General features: G+C 62.8%; 14 protein-coding genes. 9 read left to right on the top strand and 5 right to left on the bottom strand.

Going from position 1 to position 20,023, the window contains the following annotated elements:
- The first annotated feature begins 161 nt into the window (after positions 1 to 161).
- From H926_RS0119060 to H926_RS28970, 6 genes are all read left to right on the top strand, one after another.
- Positions 162 to 1,457 (top strand): aminotransferase class III-fold pyridoxal phosphate-dependent enzyme, encoded by a 1,296-nt coding sequence (locus H926_RS0119060; RefSeq protein ID WP_022677716.1) that lies wholly within the window; start codon positions 162 to 164, stop codon positions 1,455 to 1,457.
- Positions 1,458 to 1,479: 22 nt separating this feature from the next.
- Positions 1,480 to 2,421 (top strand): carbohydrate kinase family protein, encoded by a 942-nt coding sequence (locus tag H926_RS0119055; RefSeq protein WP_022677715.1) that lies wholly within the window; start codon positions 1,480 to 1,482, stop codon positions 2,419 to 2,421.
- A 70-nt stretch (positions 2,422 to 2,491) separates the two neighbouring features.
- Positions 2,492 to 3,196: a TetR/AcrR family transcriptional regulator gene (locus tag H926_RS28980; RefSeq protein ID WP_022677714.1), complete on the top strand. Its 705-nt coding sequence runs from the start codon at positions 2,492 to 2,494 to the stop codon at positions 3,194 to 3,196.
- Positions 3,197 to 3,363: 167 nt separating this feature from the next.
- Entirely contained in the window at positions 3,364 to 4,491 is a 1,128-nt protein-coding gene (locus H926_RS28975; RefSeq protein WP_022677713.1) for an MFS transporter, read from the top strand.
- A 600-nt stretch (positions 4,492 to 5,091) separates the two neighbouring features.
- Positions 5,092 to 7,407, top strand: a complete 2,316-nt coding sequence (locus H926_RS0119040) for a TonB-dependent receptor (RefSeq protein ID WP_202804767.1) — start codon at positions 5,092 to 5,094, stop codon at positions 7,405 to 7,407.
- Positions 7,408 to 7,491: 84 nt separating this feature from the next.
- The gene (locus H926_RS28970) at positions 7,492 to 8,706 is read left to right on the top strand and encodes an SGNH/GDSL hydrolase family protein (RefSeq protein ID WP_043610490.1); all 1,215 of its coding nucleotides are present in this window, start codon (positions 7,492 to 7,494) and stop codon (positions 8,704 to 8,706) included.
- Positions 8,707 to 8,751: 45 nt separating this feature from the next.
- Here H926_RS28970 and H926_RS0119030 read toward each other — a convergent pair whose 3' ends face one another.
- Genes H926_RS0119030 through H926_RS0119020 form a run of 3 tightly spaced genes read right to left on the bottom strand, consistent with a single transcriptional unit; the run spans position 8,752 to position 12,996 of the window.
- Entirely contained in the window at positions 8,752 to 9,750 is a 999-nt protein-coding gene (locus H926_RS0119030) for an aromatic ring-hydroxylating dioxygenase subunit alpha (RefSeq protein WP_028658239.1), read from the bottom strand.
- Entirely contained in the window at positions 9,750 to 10,520 is a 771-nt protein-coding gene (locus tag H926_RS0119025) for an EthD domain-containing protein (RefSeq protein ID WP_022677710.1), read from the bottom strand. The genes H926_RS0119030 and H926_RS0119025 overlap by 1 nt, the downstream gene beginning before the upstream one ends.
- A 19-nt stretch (positions 10,521 to 10,539) precedes the next feature.
- Entirely contained in the window at positions 10,540 to 12,996 is a 2,457-nt protein-coding gene (locus H926_RS0119020; protein WP_022677709.1) for a TonB-dependent receptor, read from the bottom strand.
- Between the two features lie 162 nt (positions 12,997 to 13,158).
- Here H926_RS0119020 and H926_RS28965 point away from each other — a divergent pair, with 162 nt between their 5' ends.
- Positions 13,159 to 14,112, top strand: coding sequence for a LysR family transcriptional regulator (locus tag H926_RS28965; RefSeq protein ID WP_022677708.1), 954 nt, complete (start codon positions 13,159 to 13,161; stop codon positions 14,110 to 14,112).
- 97 nt (positions 14,113 to 14,209) lie between these two features.
- Positions 14,210 to 15,430, top strand: a complete 1,221-nt coding sequence (locus H926_RS0119010) for a diguanylate cyclase (protein WP_022677707.1) — start codon at positions 14,210 to 14,212, stop codon at positions 15,428 to 15,430.
- A 52-nt stretch (positions 15,431 to 15,482) separates the two neighbouring features.
- Here the strand turns inward: H926_RS0119010 and H926_RS0119005 are convergent, their stop codons facing one another.
- A complete protein-coding gene (locus tag H926_RS0119005; RefSeq protein ID WP_022677706.1) occupies positions 15,483 to 16,685 on the bottom strand; it encodes an MFS transporter in 1,203 nt (400 codons plus the stop codon).
- Between the two features lie 86 nt (positions 16,686 to 16,771).
- Positions 16,772 to 17,710 (bottom strand): TetR/AcrR family transcriptional regulator, encoded by a 939-nt coding sequence (locus H926_RS28960; protein ID WP_202804765.1) that lies wholly within the window; start codon positions 17,708 to 17,710, stop codon positions 16,772 to 16,774.
- On the opposite strand from H926_RS28960, the gene H926_RS0118995 reads away from it, so the two are divergent.
- The gene (locus H926_RS0118995; RefSeq protein ID WP_028658238.1) at positions 17,668 to 20,016 is read left to right on the top strand and encodes a TonB-dependent receptor; all 2,349 of its coding nucleotides are present in this window, start codon (positions 17,668 to 17,670) and stop codon (positions 20,014 to 20,016) included. The genes H926_RS28960 and H926_RS0118995 overlap by 43 nt on opposite strands.
- Positions 20,017 to 20,023 lie beyond the last annotated feature (7 nt).

The following is a 20,023-nucleotide window of genomic DNA, read 5'->3' as shown; positions in this document are numbered from 1 at the left end:
TGAGTGCGTGATTTTATTATGTCGACCGTAGCGGATGATTTCTGTCGTTTCGTTGCAAATGGGGTTGGCCTGGTTCGATATTTCCAGCCTTTGCGGAAAGCGAATTGACAATCTCACAAGCTCAAAATTACATAGTTCACACTATCATTGTCGAGGTTTCTATGGATCGTACTGCCGATCGCGATCTCAAGGCTCGCGCACTCAAGGTCATTCCCAACGGCATGTATGGCCACGAGGCGGTGCATGCGCTGCCTGCCACGTTCCCGCAGTTTTTCGAGCGAGCGGAAGGCGCATACATCTGGGATGCCGATGGCAACCGCTATCTTGATTTCATGTGCGCCTATGGGCCGAGCTTGCTGGGGTATCGGGATCAGCGGGTGGACGCGGCGGCCGCTGCGCAGGCGGCAAAAGGCGACACCATGACCGGACCATCGCCGGTGATGGTCGATCTTGCCGAAGCACTGGTTTCGATGGTGACCCATGCGGACTGGGCGATGTTCTGCAAGAACGGCACGGATGCCACCAGCATGGCGATGGTCGCCGCTCGCGCGCAAACCGGCAAACGGATCGTGCTCCTGGCCAAGGGCGCCTATCATGGCGCGGCGCCCTGGTGCACGCCCAATCCCGTTGGCGTCGTGGCCGAAGATCGCGCCATGCTGCGCTATTACGAATACAACAATGCCGAGAGCCTCGAGGCCGCGGTTCGCGATGCCGGCGAAGACCTGGCCGCTATTTTCGCCACGCCGTTCAAGCACGATGCCTTTTTCGACCAGGCGCTGCCCGATCCGGTCTATGCGCGCCGGGCAAGGGAGCTGTGCGACGAAACCGGGGCGATGCTGGTTGTCGATGATGTGCGCGCCGGTTTCCGGCTGGCGCGGGATTGCAGTTGGTCGCTTGTCGGCGTGCAGCCTGATCTGAGCTGCTGGGGCAAGGCCGTGGCGAACGGACAGCCCTTGTCCATCCTGCTGGGATCGGATCGCTGCCGCAAGGGCGCTGGCTCGATCTACGTCACCGGCTCCTATTGGTTCGCGGCCGTGCCGATGGCAGCCTCGCTCGAGACGCTGCGCATCATCCGCGAGAGCGATTACCTTGAACAGATGATCCGCATGGGTGACCGGCTGCGGGCCGGGTTGGCCAGCGCTGCCGAGCGGCACGGGTTCGGCCTGCGCCAGACGGGGCCGTCGCAAATGCCGATCATGCTGTTCGACGACGATCCCGATCTGCGCGTCGGCTTTGCCTGGGCAGAAGAGATGCTGCAGCGCGGCGTCTATATTCATCCCTGGCATAACATGTTCATCGCCGCCTGCATGACGGAAGCTGACATCGATATGGCGGTTGCTGCGGCGGATGGGGCGTTTGCCGCGACCCGGGCGCGCATGGCCGAGTTGCAACCTTCGCCGGTGATCCTGGCAATGGCAGCAGCGAAAGCTGCGGAAGAACTCCAGGCCCTGGCCTGAACGCATGCTGCGAGGAACAACCATGGACCAGTCGATTGATCTTCTCACTGTCGGCCTGCTGACAGTCGATATCGCGGTGCGGCCGGTGAACGAGTTGCCGCCGATCGATAGCGGCATGTTGGTGGAATCGATCCTGCTCTCCCCGGCGGGAACGGCGGGCGGGGCTGCCATGGTTGCCGCAAAGCTCGGGCTGAAGGTCGCCCTTGCATCGGCAATCGGTGACGATCTGCAGGGGGTTGCGGTTCGCCATGGCCTGGAGAAGGCCGGGGTCGATCTTCGTTTCCTCGTCACCAACGAGCAGTTTCCCACCTCCTCGACGGTGCTTCCCGTGCGCAGCATCGGCCAACGTTCGACCTATCATATGGTCGGCGCGAGCATGGTCACGCCCCTGCATGAGGACCTGGCAGCGGCGCTGCCCCAGATCCGGGCCATTCATTGGGGAGCGGTAAACTTCCCTGGCATTGGAGAACAGGCCGTCGCGATCCTGAAGGCGGCAAAGGCGGCGGGCGCGTTCGTGACCTGCGATCTTGTTTCCCCGCGTGAGGGGACGATGGAGGATCTTGCCCGCATCCTGCCTTATGTCGATCTCTTCATGCCGAGCCTTGCCGAAGTGCTGCACCTGCACGGCAATGACGATCTGCGCGCGGCAGCCGATCGGTTCATTGCAATGGGCGCGGGGGGATGCGTCTTCAAGCTTGGCCACGAAGGCGCCATCCTGTTGAAGCCGGATTACGCGGTGCAGGTGCCCGCTTTGCCCATCGATCCTGTCGACACGACAACCTGCGGCGATTCCTTCTGCGTGGGGTTCCATGCCGGGCGGCTGCGCGGCCTTGATGAAGAAGCGTCGCTTCGTTTCGCGACGGCAACCGCGGCGCAAGTGGCGATGGGCTTGGGCACGGTCGGCGCGCTGTCCAGCTTTGACGAAACCATGGCGCTGTCGCGGAGTGTCGGCGCGTCTTCCTAGCGATTGCTGGATATTGCCCGGCACTGCGGATAGTGGATCAGGAGGTAATCTGAAAGTTCAAGGAACAGCGATGGCACGGCCGAGAAGAGCAAAGAGCGGGAGCGACCAGGATGTCGAACTCAATACCAAGCTCGCGCCGTCGCAGGATCGCTCCAAGGTCACGTTTGAAATCATTCTCAAGGTCGCCGGCGAGTTGCTTGGCGAGGTGGGCATCGAACGTCTTTCGACCAATATGATCTGCGAGCGTGCGGGACTGACCCCGCCTGCGCTTTATCGGTATTTCCCAAACAAGTATGCCATTCTCAGGGAGATGGGCGATCGGGCGATGAAGGCCGAGGATCGTGTCGTGTTCCGCTCGATCGCGACCGGGCAACTCGGTTTCGATGGTCCGCTCGAGCAGGTTGTCGAACATCGCCTGGATCTTTTGACGAAGGTGCGGCGGGCCGCGCGCAGAGTTCCGGGCGGCGAATGGATCTTGCGGGTCATGCGGGCGGTGCCCGTGTTGCAAGAGGTGCGGATCGGCTCGACGCAGGCTGTTTCCGACGTGCTCTTTGCCAAGCTCCACGCGCAATATCCCGGCGTGGACGAAACGCGGTTGAGAGCCGCGACCCTGCTGAGCACGGCGCTGGGCAGTGCGACGAATGATCTGATCTCCGACATGCCCGAGTGGGGCGACGAGATCGGGCGCGAGTACGCGAACATGGTCAGTCTCTATTATCGCAACCTGCTGGGTGTGACCGTCGAGGCAGCAGCAGGCGACGAGAAGGCAAGTTGACCCAGGGCGGCGGTGGGCGTTGCGCGCCACCCGATGGCTATACTGTGTTGCCGATGCCGACGGAGCGAAGTTTGAAATAACAGTACCTTGACCTTGCAAAAAGGAGCGGCACGGTGACAGCAGATAGCCAGGCGAACGCGGGGCGAAGCGCCTCCAGCCGGGGCGCAATGGCAGCGGCGCTCTTGATCGGTACGGTCGGGCTCGTCATTGCCGGCGTCCAGCCGGTTTTCTTCGGGGCGCTGCTCGCCGCTGACCGTCTTTCGGCGGCCCAGGTGGGCCATGTCGCGGCAGCCGAACTGGTCTCGATCGGTATCGGCGTCGTCATTGCCGAGTCGTTTCTCGAGCGCGTTTCGGTCTGGCTCTCCACGCTCGTTGCCCTGGCGCTGGTCGCGTCGCTCAATCTCGCAACGGTTTGGACCAGCGGCTTGGGCGTTCTTTTCGTGCGTGGGCTGGTCGGCCTGTCGGCGGGGGTGCTGGTGTGGATGACCACCGGCGTCATTGTCCGCTCCGCGCGCCCTACGGCGTTGTCGGCTGCGTTTCTGTTGACCCAGGCGATCGTTCAGTTCGCAACCTCCACCGGCCTTGCCATCGCCGCTCCCAATGCCCGCGATGGCGTGCCGGTAACGATCGCCGTCCTGGCGGTCGCCGCGATGCTGCTGGTTCCGTTGCTGCCCAAGCGCTTGAATCCGCTGCCGCGTGATCCCGCGCAGGTATCGGGTCTGCCCCCGCTGCGGGGGTGGGTTGTCCTGGCGGCGTCGCTCTTGATCCAAAGCTGCATCGTTGGGGCATGGGTCTATTTCGAGCCGCTTGGCCGCCAGGCCGGCATGACACCGCAGCAGGTTGCGTTTGCGGTTCCGGCGTCGCTGGGGGCGCAGGTGGTGGGCGGCTTTGCCGCGATATTTCTTGCCCGGCGCCTGCCCTGGTTTGTCTCGCTGATCGTCTCGAGCATCGCATTGAGCGCCGTGCTGTTCATTTTGTCCACTCCGCCAGGCGCCACGGCCTTCTTCGTGCTCGAAACGCTGTTTGGTGCGGTATGGATTTTCATCACCCCATTCCTGACGCCCTTGTCGATCGAAAACGACCCGACGCGCCGCACGGCACTGTTGGTCCCGTCCGCGGTCCTGGTCGGATCAGGGTTGGGGCCGCTCGCTGCATCCACGCTGGCTGATGATGCCAGTGCGGGCCGCGTGCTTCAGCTGTGCGCATTGCTGGCCATTGGCGCGACTCTGCTCATCGTCGGTCTCTATGTGACGCGATCACGCGTCGCAGGCGGCCAGGCCGCGCCCCATGCATGATCGTCAGGCAGGTCGAAAGCGGCCAAAAATAACGATTGCATAGACTATCATAATATAAGGGGTTCGGTGGTGCTCGGGGCTGCTTTTCAGCAGCGTCGCGGGCCTGTGCCACAGCGTCACCGATCCTGCAGCGATCATTCGTGATTCGATTCGCCAAATTTGTGGTGACATCGCCAGGGCGCGCCAGTCTGGCAGCGAGCCTGCAATCCGCAGTGATCATACTATAGTGCTGTAAATACGCACAAAAAGTGGCGATTCTACAGCGATCGAGTCGCCCTTTTGCCGGGTTTGGACGCGCCATCGGCGGTCCTGCTCAAATCGGGGCGACGGCGATAATTGCTGCGTTTGGGCACCGGGAAGGCGATACGGGATAGCTGGATTTTCGGCGGTCTTGTGCGGGTTGCGATGGGTCCAATTACGCTAAATCCACCGCCCCATTATTCCCCTATTGCCAAGGTATGTCGAACATGTTTCAATAGCACTAGCTATCGCAATGAGGCCGCATTCGCCCACTGCGAAAAGGCCACGGTCCACAATAAAATATGAGGGGGGCTTATGTCCGAGCAGTTGCTAAATCGAACGCTGTTGATGACGAGCGCGATGATGGTTCTGGGATATGCTGGAAGCGCTGCCGCCCAGGCGGCCCCTGCGACCACGGCGGTAGCCGTGGCCCCGGATTCCAACCAGGTCGGTGTGATCGTGGTCACAGCGCAGCGCCGAAACGAAGATATTCAGAAGGTGCCGGTATCCGTCCAGGCGCTGTCCGGCCAGGACCTCCAGTCGATTGGCGTCAAGAGCACCGAGGATATCGCCCAGGCGACCCCGAACCTCATGATCCAGAGCCCCATGGGGGTCGGCAACCAGCCTTTGATCAGTATTCGCGGCATTGGCCTCAATGACTTTGACAGCAACAACGCTGGCCCCAACGGCGTCTATATTGACGATGTCTATATCAGCGCGCCCTCGGCGCAGAGCTTTGCGATTTTCGATCTCGACCAGGTGCAGGTGCTCAAAGGGCCGCAGGGCACGCTCTATGGGCGCAATACCAGCGGCGGCGCCCTGCTGTTCACGTCGAAAAAGCCGACCGACCAGCTGACGGCCGACGTCCATGTCGAGCAGGGCAACTATAACACCACGTTTGTCACCGGCGCGGTCGGCGGGCCGATTACGGACAATCTCAGTGCGCGCATTGCGGTCGTCTACAATCATTCCGATGGCTTCATGCACAACGACTTCTACGGCATTTCCGCCAATGGCACGAACAGCAAGACCGTGCGCGCACAGTTGCTGTGGAAGCCGACGCCGAACCTGAAAATCCTGCTCAGCTCGACCGCCGGCCTGGTCAACAACGTGCCCAACGAATATCGCCACATCGGCACGTTGAAGCCTGGCACGCAAAGCGATCCGGCGCCGGTGGTGTGCTCGGTCACCGATGCCTATGCCGGCAACTGCGTCGATATGTTCGGCTTCGGCACGCCGTCCAACTTCTATCGCGGCCAATACAATCGCACGCAGTATCTGCGGAACCTCAATCTCAACGAAACCGCCCGGATCGACTACGACCTCGGCCGCGTGACGTTGACCTCGATTTCGGCCTTTCAGCACAACGACAAATACTTCCCCGAGGACAGCGACGCCAACCCGGCCAACCTGGTCGAAGCGACATTTGGCGTGAAAACCAACACCTACACCGAGGAATTGCGCGCGGCGTACACCTCCGCAAAATTTAACTGGGTGTTCGGCCTGTACTACCTCCACGAAGATCTCCGGCAGGATCAACCGCTTGATCTCTTCATCGATGGTGATCTCTACGGCGGCTTCGGCATTCCGGCTGGCGCCGGCAATTTCGATGGCATCGCCCAGCGTGCCTATGACCACAGCCATCAGAAAACCGATTCCGTGGCTGCGTTCGGCCAAGCCGACTATACGCTGGGCAACGTGACGTTCACGCTTGGGGGCCGGCTGACTCACGAACGCAAGACGTTCGAGTATGACGCGTCGCGGCAATACCAGTCCGGCGGTCGCGGCAATTTCGGCCCGCTGGAAGGGTTCATTTCTTCGGACCAGACCCAGACCAACACCAACGCCACCTGGCGCGCTGCGGTCAGCTATCGCCCGACCGACGCGATCCTGACGTATGCCAGCGTCGCGACCGGTTTCAAAAGCGGTGTGTTCAACGGCAGCTTCCTGAGCAGCGACCCCGAGCAAGCGCTGTTTCAGCTGCAGCCGGTCAAGCCCGAGCGGGTGACGGCCTATGAAATCGGGGCGAAGACGAGCTGGTTTGATCGCCGGCTGATCTTCAACGTTGCCCTGTTCTACAACGACTATATCGACGAGCAGATCTTCGCGCAGGTTCCGCAGACCGTGAACACCGCGGCCGGGCCGATCGAACAGATCACACAGGTTCTGGCCAATGCCCACAAGGCACGTACCGAGGGTGTCGAGGTGGAACTGACCGCCGCCCCTGTTCGTGGCTTGACCTTCACGCTGGCGCCGGCGTGGCTCAATGCCAAGATCATCAGCGCAGGCTTGCCGATGTTCGAGGGCGCCACGCCGCTCGATGGCAACCGTCTTGCCAATGCGCCCCGGTTCAGCTTTTCCGGAACCGCCAGCTACAAGATTCCGCTCGACGCGTTGAACGGGGATCTCAATTTCCGCTGGAATTCAAGTTATCGCAGCTTCCAGTATTTCGACTCGACCAACGACCCCTATATCACCCAGAGCGGTTACTGGATTCATAACCTGAACATTGTTTACCAGAACAAGCATGGCTTCGATATCGGTGCCTATGTCCGCAACGTTGCCAACAAGAAGTACGCGATCGGCGCGGCCGACCAGACGGCGCCGTTCGGGATGATCACGCAGACGGTGGGCGCGCCGCGCACCTATGGCGTGCAGGTTTCGTTCCATTATTGAGCATCGTTGCAAGCATGGGTCGGCCAGGACGTGTGATCCCGCCGGCCCATGCGTGATGGATCTTTTGCAGGAGTGTTCGGCACGATGCCCTGGATGGCTGTTCGCGCTGCTGCGCTGATCGTGGCTGCCTTTGCGGCAGGAGCGCCGGCGGGCGCACAGGTATGGCGGGCGAGCTGGGCTGCATCACCCGCGCCGTCGTTGCAGGCGGGCCCGGGTGTTCCGCCGGAATTCGTTAGTCCGGTCATCGCGAACCAGACGATCGTTCAGGTCATCCGCCTGAGCGCGGGTGGCGATGCGGTTCGCCTCCGCCTGTCCAACGAGTTCGGTGCGGCGCCGTTGCACATTGGTCGCGTGACGGTTCGCCTGCTTGATGCGGCAGGGGCCAAGACGGTTGGCGAGCCGCGCGTGGTGACCGCCAATGGCAACGCCGACTTTACCGTGGCGCCCGGATCACCGCTGGTCAGCGATGCCATCGCGATCCATGTTCCCGCGCGCGCCCAGCTCAGCGTGGCGATATACGTCGCAGACGAGAAGGTCGCATGCACGTGCCACGCCGATGGGCAGGCCTATACGCTGCTCTCGCCACCCGGCGATTACACCACGCGTGCGTTTACCCCGGCGTCCCGCTCTCCGGCGCGCCCGTTCTTGACGGCGGTCGAGGTGCAGGGCCCACCGGGCCGGGTAATCGCGGCATTGGGGGACTCGATCACCGACGGCTATATGTCGACCCCCGGCGCCGACCGACGGTGGCCAGACTTTTTCGCCGCGAGACTGCATGGCACGGCGGACCTTGCGTCTGCGGCGGTGGTCAACGTGGGGATCAGCGGCAATCGCGTCCTTGCGCCCGATCCTGTGGCGATCTTCGGGGTTCCAGCCCTGGCGCGGCTCGATCGTGATGTGTTCGCCATGACCGGGGTTACCGACCTGATCGTGTTGGAGGGTATCAACGATATCGGCAGCGCGCCGGAAACGCCGGCCGCCGCGCTGATCGCGGCCTATCAACAGATCACCGCGCGGGCCCACGCCCATGGGATCAAGGTTCACCTGGCGACCATACCGCCGTTCGAAGGCGCCGACTATTATTCCGAGGCGGGCGAAGCGACGCGGCAGGCGGTGAACGCCTGGATCAGAAACAACCCCGGCGATGGCCCCGTGATCGATTTCGACGCGGTTATACGCGACCCGCTTCGTCGCAAGAGGATGCGAACGGATCTGCAGTCGGGCGACTGGCTACATCCCAACGATGCGGGCTACCAGGCGATGGCCGATGCCATCGCAATAGACATGTTTCGGAAATAGTGGACAAGCCCGGCGCGGCGATCGATCCGCGCCGGGCTCGCTGCCTTATTCGGCAGCCTCGATCAGCCTGGCAACACGGCGGCGGGCCAGCACGGCGCCCTTGTCGATCGGCAGCATCTTTGGCCCCAGCGACCACAGGTCCGGCGTTCCCATCTGCCGCTGGACCTTCTCGATCATCGGTTTGTCCTCGACCTGGAAAGCGTGGATCAGCTGTTCGCGCAGGACAGCGTTGAACGCGGCGTCATCGATCAGGAAATTGCGCGTGTTGCAGCTGAAATAGTGCGTGCTGGTCAGCGTTTCGGGCGTCATGTTGTGCAGGTTGAGCGTGTCGATGCCGCGCTCGGGCTTGCCCACCGGATGCCCGCCAGCGCGCAGGACCATCAGCGCCGGCGCATACCAATCCACCTCGGTCCACAGTTTGGCCGGCGATTCCAGGTTGAAGGCCGGCGGCGCATCGTCGCTGTCCGAACGCCAGGCGATGGAGAAGTGATCGGCATGTTCTTCCACGGTCGACTTGGCCCGTGTGTTGAACCCGCTGCCCAGGCTGCTGGCGTGCAGATAATCGGCGTGGCTCAGATCGAGGATATTGTCGGCGAGCAGTTCGTAGTTGGCCTGGACCGCGGTGTGCAGGCGCAACTGTGCCGTTTCCGGCGCGGCATCGATAAAGGAAAGATCGGGCAGCAGGTTTTCGTCCGGCTCTTGTTGGCCGACCCAGATCCACACCGCCTTATGCCGCTCCAGCACCGGGAAACTGGCGACCGCAAGCGTCGAGGTCGCCGCGCCGTGCGGGTTGCGGACGCATTGGCCGGCGGTATTGAACACCAGGCCGTGATAGGGGCACGCGATGGTGTCGCCTTCCCGCTTGCCTTCGCTGAGCGGCGCAAAGCGGTGGGGGCAGCGATTGTCGAGCACGGCCATCTTGCCGGCGTCGGTGCGGAAGGCGACCATGGGAATATCCAGCACCGTGCGGGTCAGCACGGCACCATCGGCAATTTCATCGGCCCAGGCGAACTGATACCAGCGGTTTTGAACAAAGCGAGCCATCACGTCATCTCCACTGCTGCGTTGGGTGCCGTGTGATCGGCCACGATCGTGCGCTCCTCGACCACGAACAGCGCTTCCTGCCGGCGGTCCAGCAGGCCAGAAAGGTGTGATTGGGGTTCCTCGATCACCGCGCGATAGGCATCGATCGCGCGCCACGTGTCATCACTGTCGAACCACAGGCTTTCCACCCCGGCAAAGGGGCTGAGCGGCGCATTGGCGATGAAGTTGGCGGGAAGGTTGGCGTCGGCTTCTCCCGCGATGCTGATGCTGCGGGTCATGCGCCGGAGGAACGGGGCAAGGGCCGGATGATCGGCGATGCGGCCGGCCTCCTGCGCCCAGGCCTGGTCAAACGCGGCAGGCGACGACGCATCGTTACTGGCAATGAACCGCATGAGCTTGAGCGGGGCGGCGCCGGGCACGCGTACCCCAACCTCCTGCGTCCGGGTGGCCAGCAGGATGATGGCACTGTGGCAGACGAAGTTGAGCTCGTCGGGCTGGATGGTTTCGCGGTAATAGGGATCGGCGATCGAACGGGCAAACGCTGCCCCGTCGGGAAAGCTGATCTCGCTGAACGAGTCAAAGTCGGGCCCGGCCACCCATCCTGCCGCATGGGTGCCATAGACTGCATCGAGAACGTGATTCTGGATGTAGCTCGTCATGTAGCCGGGGTTATGCGCCACCGTTGCACCATGAACCTGCTCGGCATAGCGGGAATAGTCGCGGTGAGTCATTCCCGCGCGGCGGCGCCCGCCGATGATCATCTTCAGCATCACGTTCTCTCCGGCTTGATCAGTACTTGTATCCAAGGCGCACGCCATACGTCCGGGGCGGGGCATAGACCGACGACAGCACACCGCCGGCTGGCGCCACGTACTGTGTGAACAGTGGCACCGCCTGGTTCGTGATGTTGCGAATATAGCCGGTGATCGACCAGCGTTCGTCGGTCGATCCGAACGTGGCCGAGGCATCGAATGTCCAGAACGAACCGCTGTTCTGCTGCGCGAGATATTCGAAACCGACGACGCTGTTGGACCGGTAGCGGGCATCGCCGTTCAGCACGAGCTTGCGATCGCCGAGCGGAATCGTCTGCTCGATCCCGCCGTTGAGCGACCAGCGCGGCGAATTGTAGCTGGGCTTGCCGGCGCAATCGATCGCGTAGACAGCCGCGCCGCCCGCAGTTGTCGGCGTTACGGCACAGCCCACGGCCGGCGGGGGTGAAGCCGCATCACGGGGCGTGTTGTAGGTATAGCTGGTGGCCTTGGCGTCGAGATACTGGACAGTCCCGCTCAACCGCGTGTTGCGCGTAACCAGAACCTGCGCTTCCACATCGACACCCTTGATGGTCGAGCTGCCGATGTTCTCTGTAAAGTAGTTGGTGGCGTTGTTGGCATCCAGGCCATAGTGCGACACCTGCTGGTTGCGATAGCGCCAGTGGAACAGTTCGATGTTCAACTGCACGCGGCTGTTGAAGAACCGGTTCTTCGAGCCGAGCGTCCACGCCTCGACATATTCCGGGGCGAAGGTTTCGTGCCCTGGGGCGTTGGAGAAGCCACCCGAGCGATAGCCCGTTTCATAGCTGGCGTAGAGCAGCGATGCGCGCGCGACATCGTATTCGGCGGCCAGGCGATAGGTCACGCGGCCCTTGCTGATCGCGGCATTCACCTGGTTGGGAATGTAGAACAGGATGTTGCCGGCCGAACCATAGGGCACCGCGTTGGCTGGCCCGGGCAGGGCAGGTACGCCTGGCACCTGGGCAAGGGTCTGGACAACCGGCAGCGATGGCCCGCCAAAGCAGCCGGTGCCGAACGGCGGCGGCGCATTGTTGCACAGTTCGACGAGCGTGTCGGAGCTACCGTTGAACGTCTTGCTGTCGTGCGTGTAGCGCCCGGCCGCGACAAACCGCAGGGCATCGCCAAGATGGGCGGTTACCCGTCCAAAGGTGGCGTAAGACTTGGTTTTCGACGTGAAATCCTGGAAGGAGATGATCTGGTACTGGTTGATGCCATACTGCCCCTTGACGGTTTCGTCGAAGTAGTAGCCGCCGATCAACCAGTCGAACGGACCGACCCGCGGACCTTGGAAGCGCATTTCACCGCTGAACTGGCTGTCGTTCTCGCGGTTGAGCGACCCTCTGAACGACGGGCCATTGAACAGGTTGTCGAGTTTGGAGTGCCGGTAGGCCGGCACGATAGTGAGCGTGCCGCCGGCCAGATCGGCATTCACCTCGCCGGTCAGGCCCCAGTAGGTGTTGTTGAGATAGGGGCGCACCAGCGGCGCCGGATTGATGAACGTGCCGGGAATGACCGCTTGCGCAAAATAGGCGCTGCCCGAACGCGACAGGAGGCCGCTGTACGGATCAACGTTTGCCGGCGTGAACGTGTAGTTCGCCGGGGATGTCGCGGTTGCGGGCGTGCCTGGCGTGAAGTTTTCCGTGCCGACATAGCTGCCGCCAGCGCCCCGGCCGCCCTGATGCGAATAGTCACCGCTGATCCTTACGGTCACGCCGGGGCTCGGGCGGACGAGCAACTGGGCGCGGATGGCCTGGCCCACTTCATCAGACGTGCCGTCCTGGTTGTAGCCGTCCCGGTTCACGATCTTGCCGGCCAGGCGGAACGCGGCATTGTCACCGATCGGCAGATTGGCTGCTGCTTCGACGTCAATGGCATTGTAGTTGCCGAAACCGCCCGAAAGCGAGACGGACCGCTCGCCCAGCTTAGGCTTGGCCGGAATGACGTTGATGGCCCCGCCCGTGGCGTTGCGGCCGTACAGCGTGCCTTGCGGCCCCTTGAGCACCTCGATCCGCTCCAGATCGAAGAACGTGCCGGTGGTCGATGTCGGCCGGCCCAGATAGACGCCATCGAGGTTGAACGCGATCGCCGGGTCGGAATAGCCGTTGTTGGTGAAGTTGCCGACGCCGCGCACGAAGAACGTGGTGTTGGCGCCGCCGCCTTGCTGCACCGTCAGCGCAGGAACCGTGGCGTTGAGCGTCGTTGCCGTCACCACCCCGGCGCGCGTCAGTTCCCCTGGCGAAACGACATCGATCGCCACGGCGGCGCGCTGCGCGTTTTCGACCCGGCGCTGCGCCGTGACGACGATCTCGGCAAGCCCGGTGGTTTGCCCGGATGGTTCGGCCTGGGTAGTGGCTGCAGGCGCCACGGCAGCGCCAGGCGTGGCGACTTGCGCGGCAGCGGTCATGGGAAGCGACACCGCCGCAAACGCAGTGCCGACCAGCAATAGTGCCTTCATCATTTCTCCCCTTCGTGGCTCTCTTGGGCCTTGTTGGGGCGATTAAGCCTGGTTTGCCGGGGTTGGGCAAATTGCATGTTCGCACCACATTATTCGCATGGTGAATGATCTGGGCATTTCCCTCGTTTTCAGTGATGATCCCTTGCTGCTATAGCCGGGGGCATGACGGCTCCGCTCAACCTGGCTTCGCTCGACCTTAACCTGATGGTCATCTTCGATGCGCTGATGAAGGACCGCCATCTCTCGCGCGCCGGTGATCGGGTCGGGCTGAGCCAGCCAGCGATGAGCCACGCCCTGCGTCGCTTGCGCGGGGTACTGGGCGACGATCTGTTTATCCGCCGCGGCGGTGCCATGGATCCAACCCCGCGCGCGCTGGCCCTGGCCGACCCGATCGGCGGTGCGCTCGACCGGCTGCGCGCCGCGTTGGACACCGAGCCCGAGTTCGAGCCGGCCACGGCGGAGCGCAGCTTCACGCTTACCATGTCGGATGCGAGTGCAGCGCACCTGCTGCCCAACCTGATTCCCCGCCTGCGGACCAGCGCTCCTGGCGTGGACATCGACCTGCTGGCATCGGGCGCGCGCGAGGGGACCGAGCACCTGCTATCCGGCGCGGCCGATCTTGGCCTGGGCGTATTTCCCAACCTGCCCGAACGCCTGCACTGCGAGCCTGTCCAGACGCTGAAAATGGTCTGCATCGCCGATCGCGCGCACCCGGCACTGTCTGGCGGAATGACGCTTCAGGCTTTCCTGACGCTGCCGCATGTCGGCGTGGATATCGGCCAAGGTACCGGGGCGAATGTCGACTCGCTCATCGAAACCATGGGTCTGCGCCGCCGCATCATGCTGCGCGTGCCGCATTTCCTGATCGTTGCCAGCGTCGTGATCGGGTCAGATCTTCTCGCAGTCGTGCCATCGGCGATCCTGCGCGAGGAGGAGAAGGCCCATCTGACGATCCACGAGCTGCCGGTTGCCCTGCCGGAAATTGCCATCCACATCGCGTGGCGCGCGCGCCAATCGCAGGATCCTGCCCTCCGCTGGCTGAGGAAAGCGGTGGCAGAGGCCATACGTCAGCCGTTTTGGAGAGCCACGCCGATTCAGAATTGCGCCTGCCGCTGATTGGCCGTGGATCAAGGCACTCAAAAACCCGTCTGTTAACAATTCATTCTTGCAGCCGATGTACCCTGAAATGGGAGTTGCTGCGGGCAGACACGGGATGGACGACCTCCACGGCAAGAGTGCGGTCGATCTGCAATTCGCGCTGATCGATCAGGCGCTGGACAAGAGAGGCTTTGCGCTGCGCTTTCCGCGCGTGCTGGAAGAGCAGTTCGAGCAGGAGACCGGGCCGGTGCGGGTGCGCTGGTATGTGCGCATGGCGCTCTTGTCCCTGGCGCTGTTCGATTCGCTTATCGTGCTCGACTATTTTTCCCTGCCCGATGCATTTGGCTTGGCGTTGGTCCTGCGGTTCGGGCTGGTGACCAGCCTGACGGTCGCGGCGGTCTGGATAACCGCGCGCCATCCTCCCGCCGCCGTGCGCGAGGGGCTGCAGGTGGCACTCTCCACGATCATGGCGCTTTCCATCTATATGCTGGTCGTCGCCAGTGCGAGCCCGCTGCGCGAGAACTACCATCTGGGCATCCTGTTCGTCATGATGTTCACGGTGATGGTGCTGCGCCTGCGATGGCGCTACGCCCTCTTGGCAGCGGCCGCCACGGTGACTGTCCAACTCCTGACCCTGGCCAGTCTCCAAGACGCCTCGGTACAGTCGAAAGGCGCATCCGCCTTCCTCTCGCTCGCCTTTGCCGGTTTCGCGCTGGTGGCGCTCTACAGCCTGGAAAAGATGGAGCGGCGCGGCTGGCTGCGTTCGGTTCGCGATCGCCTGTGCGCGCAGGTTTTCGAGGAACTGTCGATCATCGATCCGCTGACCGGGCTGGGCAATCGGCGTGCCCTGGAACAGTGGGTCACTATCCAGCGGCAGGTTCATGTCGGCCGGCCGGTATCCGTGGTCATGGTCGATATCGATCACTTCAAGGCCTATAACGATACGTTCGGCCACCTTGCCGGGGACGATTGCCTGCGCCGCATTTCGGGGTTGCTGGTATCCGAGGCGCGCAAGACGGGTGACCGGGTATGCCGGTTCGGCGGGGAGGAGTTCATTGTCTTCCTCATCGACATCGATCAGCCGACCGCGATCCTTGTTGCCGAACGCATGCGGCGCGAAATTGCTGCGCGGCGCATACCGCACAAGGCACCGATCGGGCCGCCCTTTGTCACTGCCAGTTTCGGCATTGCGACAGGCGCATTGACGGATGATTTCGATCTCAATGTGCTGATCGAAGGCGCCGACGCCGCGCTCTACAAAGCCAAGCAGCGCGGGCGCAACTGCATCGAGCCGCCGCTGCTGGGCCTGGCCGAGCCCTTGCACGCCACCGGCTAAGTGCTGGCGCTGCCTGCTTTCGCCCTGCGGCGGTCAGACGACCAGCAAGGCGTCAGGTCGAAGGGAACAGCTCGGGATGGGACAGAAGCCGGCGCTGGCGGGCATGGAGGCCCATGACGATGAGCAGGAAGCCGAGAAGGCATGCGCCTGCGACGATCAATGCCCCTCTGCTGTCGGTGGCCGTAACGCTCAGGGCACACAGCAGCGGGCCAAGGCTGGCACCGAGCGCCTGGGCGCCGGGGACGAGCAAGGTGGCCCGCCGGGTGGGATCGACTTCGGCGGTGAAGTTGAGCTGATACGGCATCAGCAGGCCCCAGAACACGCCGAAGCAGACGGCGCACAGCGCAAAGCCGATGGGCCCGGGCAATTGAAACAGGATGACGATCAGCGCCGCGTTGCACGCCACCGAAATGCCGTAGACCCGGAAAAACGAAACCTTCGGCGCGATCGCGGCGGTCAGCAGCGACCCCACGATCGAGGCTGCCACCGTCACCGCGAGGACGAGGCCGATCAGGTCTGATCCGAGGTGGGCTTCCGTGCCGATTTGTCCGAGGTAGGAAAAGAAGCCGAAGACGAAGGCGTAGACCAGCACCACGCCCAGCAGGCTGAGCGCGCCGGCCGGAGGCAGCTTTTGCGCGGGCTCCCCATCGGACTGATCGTCGGCGACGGCGGGCAGCCGGTTGGGCACGCCAAGCACGAAGACCGCCGCGAGCATCGACGTGCCGGCCAGCGCCAGGAACCCGCCGTTGGCGCCCCAGGCCGGCATCAAGGTGAGCGGCAGGAGCGCCGAAAACGCCACCTGGACCAATCCCTGCAACACCATCAGCACGGCGCCGAGCTTGGAGGGATTGCGCGAGCGCGCCAGCAGAAGCGAAGGGATCGACAGCAAAACCCCCGCGCTGAATCCGGCGATCCCGCGATCGACGTACAGCAGCGGCGCTGCATGGCGCATGCTCATCACGTTGGCAGCGATCAGCGCCATGGCCGCAAGCAGCCCGCGCAGCCGCAGATGAACCGGCTGGAGCCTGGCACTGGCCAGCGCCACCCCGGAGGCAAGAGCAAGGAACTCCACCGTCACCGCGCCGCCCAGGCCCGCGGCCGATATCCGGCCTTCGTTTACCAATGCCCCGAACAGCAGCGGCTGAATGCCGGCGATCACCAGGGCAAATGTCCCCACCGCCATCACCGCTGCAAGCTCGCGGTGCGACGGCGGATCGAGCAGCCAGGCCTGCCGACGCTTCACCGATGTAGCCATACGCGCTCTCCTCGCCGGTGGACCGCCGACGCATGGAGGCTAGCTAAAACTATACACCTGTCAATGGCGTGTCGCCGCCGTCCGGCTCATGACGTGGTCAAGCGGCTCATGCCGGTGAGGATCAGGGCAGCTTCCTTGAACAGGGTCGAGCGGGCAACCCGGTCTTCTTCGAGGGCCAGTTCATCGACCACGAAGCCGAATTCGGCGCGAATGCGCAGCCTGGCCCACAGCGTTTCATCGGAAAGGTCGGTGATGGCCGGGCGGTAAAACCGGAACATCTGGTCGGTGAACCGCCGCTGCCATTCCAGCCGCACATGGGCAAGATGGGGCAGCGCGCGCATCGCGCGGATGGTCCACACGCCGCCTGGCTGCGTTTCGATGATCTCGGACGCGGTGCGAAACCAGTCTGCCAGCAGGATCGGGTTTTCGCTGGTGTCCAGCGTCGCGCCATTCTTGAAAAGCCAGACGGCAAAGGCATCGAACTGCCGCTTTTGCAGCCGTGTGGCGAGTTCCTCGATGATTTGGTACTTGTCATCGAAGTAGCGATAGAGCGCTGGTGGGGTGAGCTGCGCGCGTTCGCAGATCGCGTTGGTCGTCAGCCGCTCGAACCCGACTTCGCCCAGCAATTCGCCGGCCGCGGCGATTAGCTTCTCGTAGGTTTCGATCGCCCTGCGCGAGCGCGGAACGACCTTCGTGTCTTCCAGATCCTGGTTGCGCGCCGCGTCTCGCTTTGGAGTCGCGCGGGGGCGTGCGGCCTTGCTTCCAGCCGACGATGCGCGCGCTTTCTTGAGAACTTTATTCTCGCCTGTCGCTGTGTCTGCGACGGTTTCCGTTTTTCCTGCCATGCCTTTCCCTAACCGAAAAAGCGCCGCCACGCGACAGCTGGCGGCGGGAAATGCATCCATGATCCTCCCTGTCGATCGGCCTATTGCCAAATGGATAGTTTTAGCTAACTTGTCACAAACAGATGAGGAGCAGATCGATGGGGAGAAGCACCAAGACCAATCGCATGATCGGCGCAGCAAGCGCGACGGCGCCCATGGCGCTGATCGTCGCAGCCTTGCTACCCGGCCAGGCGCTGGGCCAGACCGCACCGGCTGCTGCGGGCCAAACCACGCCAGTGTCGAGCCAGAGCGGCGCTGTCGGCCAGGGTGATATCGTGGTCACGGCACAGCGTCGTAGCGAGAACATTCAGGACGTGCCGATCACCATCGAGGCGTTCTCTGGTGACTCGCTTAAGAAGCTGGGCGTCGAGGCTGCCGCCGATCTCGGCAAGATTGCGACCAACGTTGTGGTCTCCCTGCCGCAAGGCGCAGGAAACCAGCCCGCGATCACCATCCGCGGGATCGGGCTGAACGTGAACAATTCCAACAATTCCGGGCCGAACGGCATCTATGTGGATGAGTTCTATCTCAGCGCTCCCACCTCGCAGGCCTTCGCTATGTTCGACCTGGATCGTGTCGAGGTGCTCAAGGGGCCGCAGGGGACGCTCTATGGCCGGAATACCTCGGGCGGCGCGATCAACTTCATCACGGCCAAGCCGACGAATACGTTCGAGGGCTATCTCGATGCGCGCTACGGCAATTTCGATACCTCGCAGATCAGCGGCGCGGTCAGCGGCCCGCTGAGCGACACGCTCTCGGCCCGCTTTGCCTTTGTCCGGAACTATTCGGAAGGGTACAATTACAACACGTTCCTCAATCGCCGTCAGAACGGCGCCGATGATGAGTCCTTCCGCGCGTCGCTGCTCTACAAGCCGACGCCGGATCTGCGCATTCTTGTTGTCGGGCATGTCTCCCATGTCGATCGGCTGCCTGACAATTACGCGCATCTTGGCGCGTTCGAGCCGGGCTCGGTCGAAACCGGATCGCCCGTGGTCTGTTCGGTTGCTGCAACCTATGCCTCGCAGTGCGTCGACATCTACAACCAGCCGAGCGACCCCAAGCGCTATTCCATCGCGTCCAGTCGGACAGAGCATCTGAAAGTGACGGACAGGGGCGTTGTCGGGCGGATCGAATGGTCGCCGGGCACGATCACCGTCACGTCCGTGACTGGCTATAATTACAACCAGCGCTTCCTGCCCGAAGACAGCGACTCCTCGCCCTATCGCGAGTTGGAGGTGAACTGGGGCAACAACAGCAACGAGTTCACCCAGGAACTGCGCGTCAACCAGACCAAGGAAAACTACAACTGGGTGGCGGGTGTCTATTACCTGCACGAGCGACTGAACCAGAACCAGGATTACGCGCTTCTGCTCGACATCGACCGGTTTTACGGTCCTGGCGCGGGCGATGGTCTGGCCAGCCGGCAGTTTGCCCGCAATACGCAGGTGACAGACGCCTATGCCGCGTTCGGGCAGGGCGAATACAACCTGACCCGCACGCTGCGCCTGGTGCTCGGCGGCCGGTTTACCCACGAGCGCCGTTCGTTCCTGTTCAACAGCCAGGTGCAGTACCAGAGCGGCGGCATGGACAACTTCACGCCACTGGCTCAGGTTGCCGACAGCACGAGCCGCCTGCAGAATTCCGCATTCTCCTATCGCATCGGCCTGAATTTCAAGCCGATGCCTGGCGTTCTTGCCTATGCGACCCTGACGACAGGCTTCAAGGGCGGCGATTTCAATGGCGGCTTTCTCAGCCCCGATCCCGCCCAGGCCGCCTATCAGCAGCGCCCGGTGAAGCCTGAAAAGGTTACAACCTACGAAGTGGGCATCAAGACGACGTTCCTCGATCGCGCCGTCACGTTCAATGCCGCGCTGTTCTACAACGATTATCGCGACATGCAGCTGTTTGCCCTGGTGCCCAGCCCGATCGGGCCGCTCAATCTTGCGGCCAATGCCGAAAAAGCGCGCACCTATGGCGCGGATATCGACCTGACCGTTCGCCCGGTCCGCAATCTGACGTTGAGCGCGCAGGTGGGTCTGCTCAACACCAAGCTCGTGCGGTTCCTGCTGGTGGCCGATCCCACCGTGCCAGACTATTCGGGCAACCAGCTGGCGTTCTCGCCCAAGTTGAGCACGTTCCTGCAGGCGCAGTACCATATCCCGATTGGCGCAAGCCAGGCGATCGACCTGCAATATAGCGCCACCTACAAGGGCCGGCAGTTCCTGGACGCGACCAACGATCCCTATACGACGCAGCAGGCCTATTGGACGCAGGACGCACGCGTCGCGCTGACCATCTCGCAGCTTGAGCTGTCGGCCTTCGTGCGCAATCTCGGCAACACCTACTACGCCACCGCTGCGTTCAACAGCATCAGCCCGTTCGGCTACGTCCAGCCCAACTATGCGCCGCCGCGCACCTATGGCGTTGGCGCGAAGATAAACTTCTGATCCAGGC

Source organism: Novosphingobium sp. B-7, from assembly GCF_000410615.1.
GTDB classification, from domain to species: domain Bacteria; phylum Pseudomonadota; class Alphaproteobacteria; order Sphingomonadales; family Sphingomonadaceae; genus Novosphingobium; species Novosphingobium capsulatum.
This window is presented reverse-complemented; position numbering and strand designations above follow the sequence as displayed.

Bases quoted from the DNA above. Each gene is read 5' to 3' on its own strand.
- H926_RS0119060 (WP_022677716.1), top strand. From the start codon at position 162: ATGGATCGTACTGCCGATCGCGATCTCAAGGCTCGCGCACTCAAGGTC.
- H926_RS0119030 (WP_028658239.1), bottom strand. From the start codon at position 9,750: ATGGCTCGCTTTGTTCAAAACCGCTGGTATCAGTTCGCCTGGGCCGAT.
- H926_RS0119025 (WP_022677710.1), bottom strand. From the start codon at position 10,520: ATGCTGAAGATGATCATCGGCGGGCGCCGCCGCGCGGGAATGACTCAC.
- H926_RS28970 (WP_043610490.1), top strand. From the start codon at position 7,492: ATGCCCTGGATGGCTGTTCGCGCTGCTGCGCTGATCGTGGCTGCCTTT.
- H926_RS0119040 (WP_202804767.1), top strand. From the start codon at position 5,092: ATGATGGTTCTGGGATATGCTGGAAGCGCTGCCGCCCAGGCGGCCCCT.
- H926_RS0118995 (WP_028658238.1), top strand. From the start codon at position 17,668: ATGGGGAGAAGCACCAAGACCAATCGCATGATCGGCGCAGCAAGCGCG.
- H926_RS0119010 (WP_022677707.1), top strand. From the start codon at position 14,210: ATGGACGACCTCCACGGCAAGAGTGCGGTCGATCTGCAATTCGCGCTG.
- H926_RS28980 (WP_022677714.1), top strand. From the start codon at position 2,492: ATGGCACGGCCGAGAAGAGCAAAGAGCGGGAGCGACCAGGATGTCGAA.
- H926_RS0119055 (WP_022677715.1), top strand. From the start codon at position 1,480: ATGGACCAGTCGATTGATCTTCTCACTGTCGGCCTGCTGACAGTCGAT.
- H926_RS28975 (WP_022677713.1), top strand. From the start codon at position 3,364: ATGGCAGCGGCGCTCTTGATCGGTACGGTCGGGCTCGTCATTGCCGGC.
- H926_RS0119005 (WP_022677706.1), bottom strand. From the start codon at position 16,685: ATGGCTACATCGGTGAAGCGTCGGCAGGCCTGGCTGCTCGATCCGCCG.
- H926_RS0119020 (WP_022677709.1), bottom strand. From the start codon at position 12,996: ATGAAGGCACTATTGCTGGTCGGCACTGCGTTTGCGGCGGTGTCGCTT.
- H926_RS28965 (WP_022677708.1), top strand. From the start codon at position 13,159: ATGACGGCTCCGCTCAACCTGGCTTCGCTCGACCTTAACCTGATGGTC.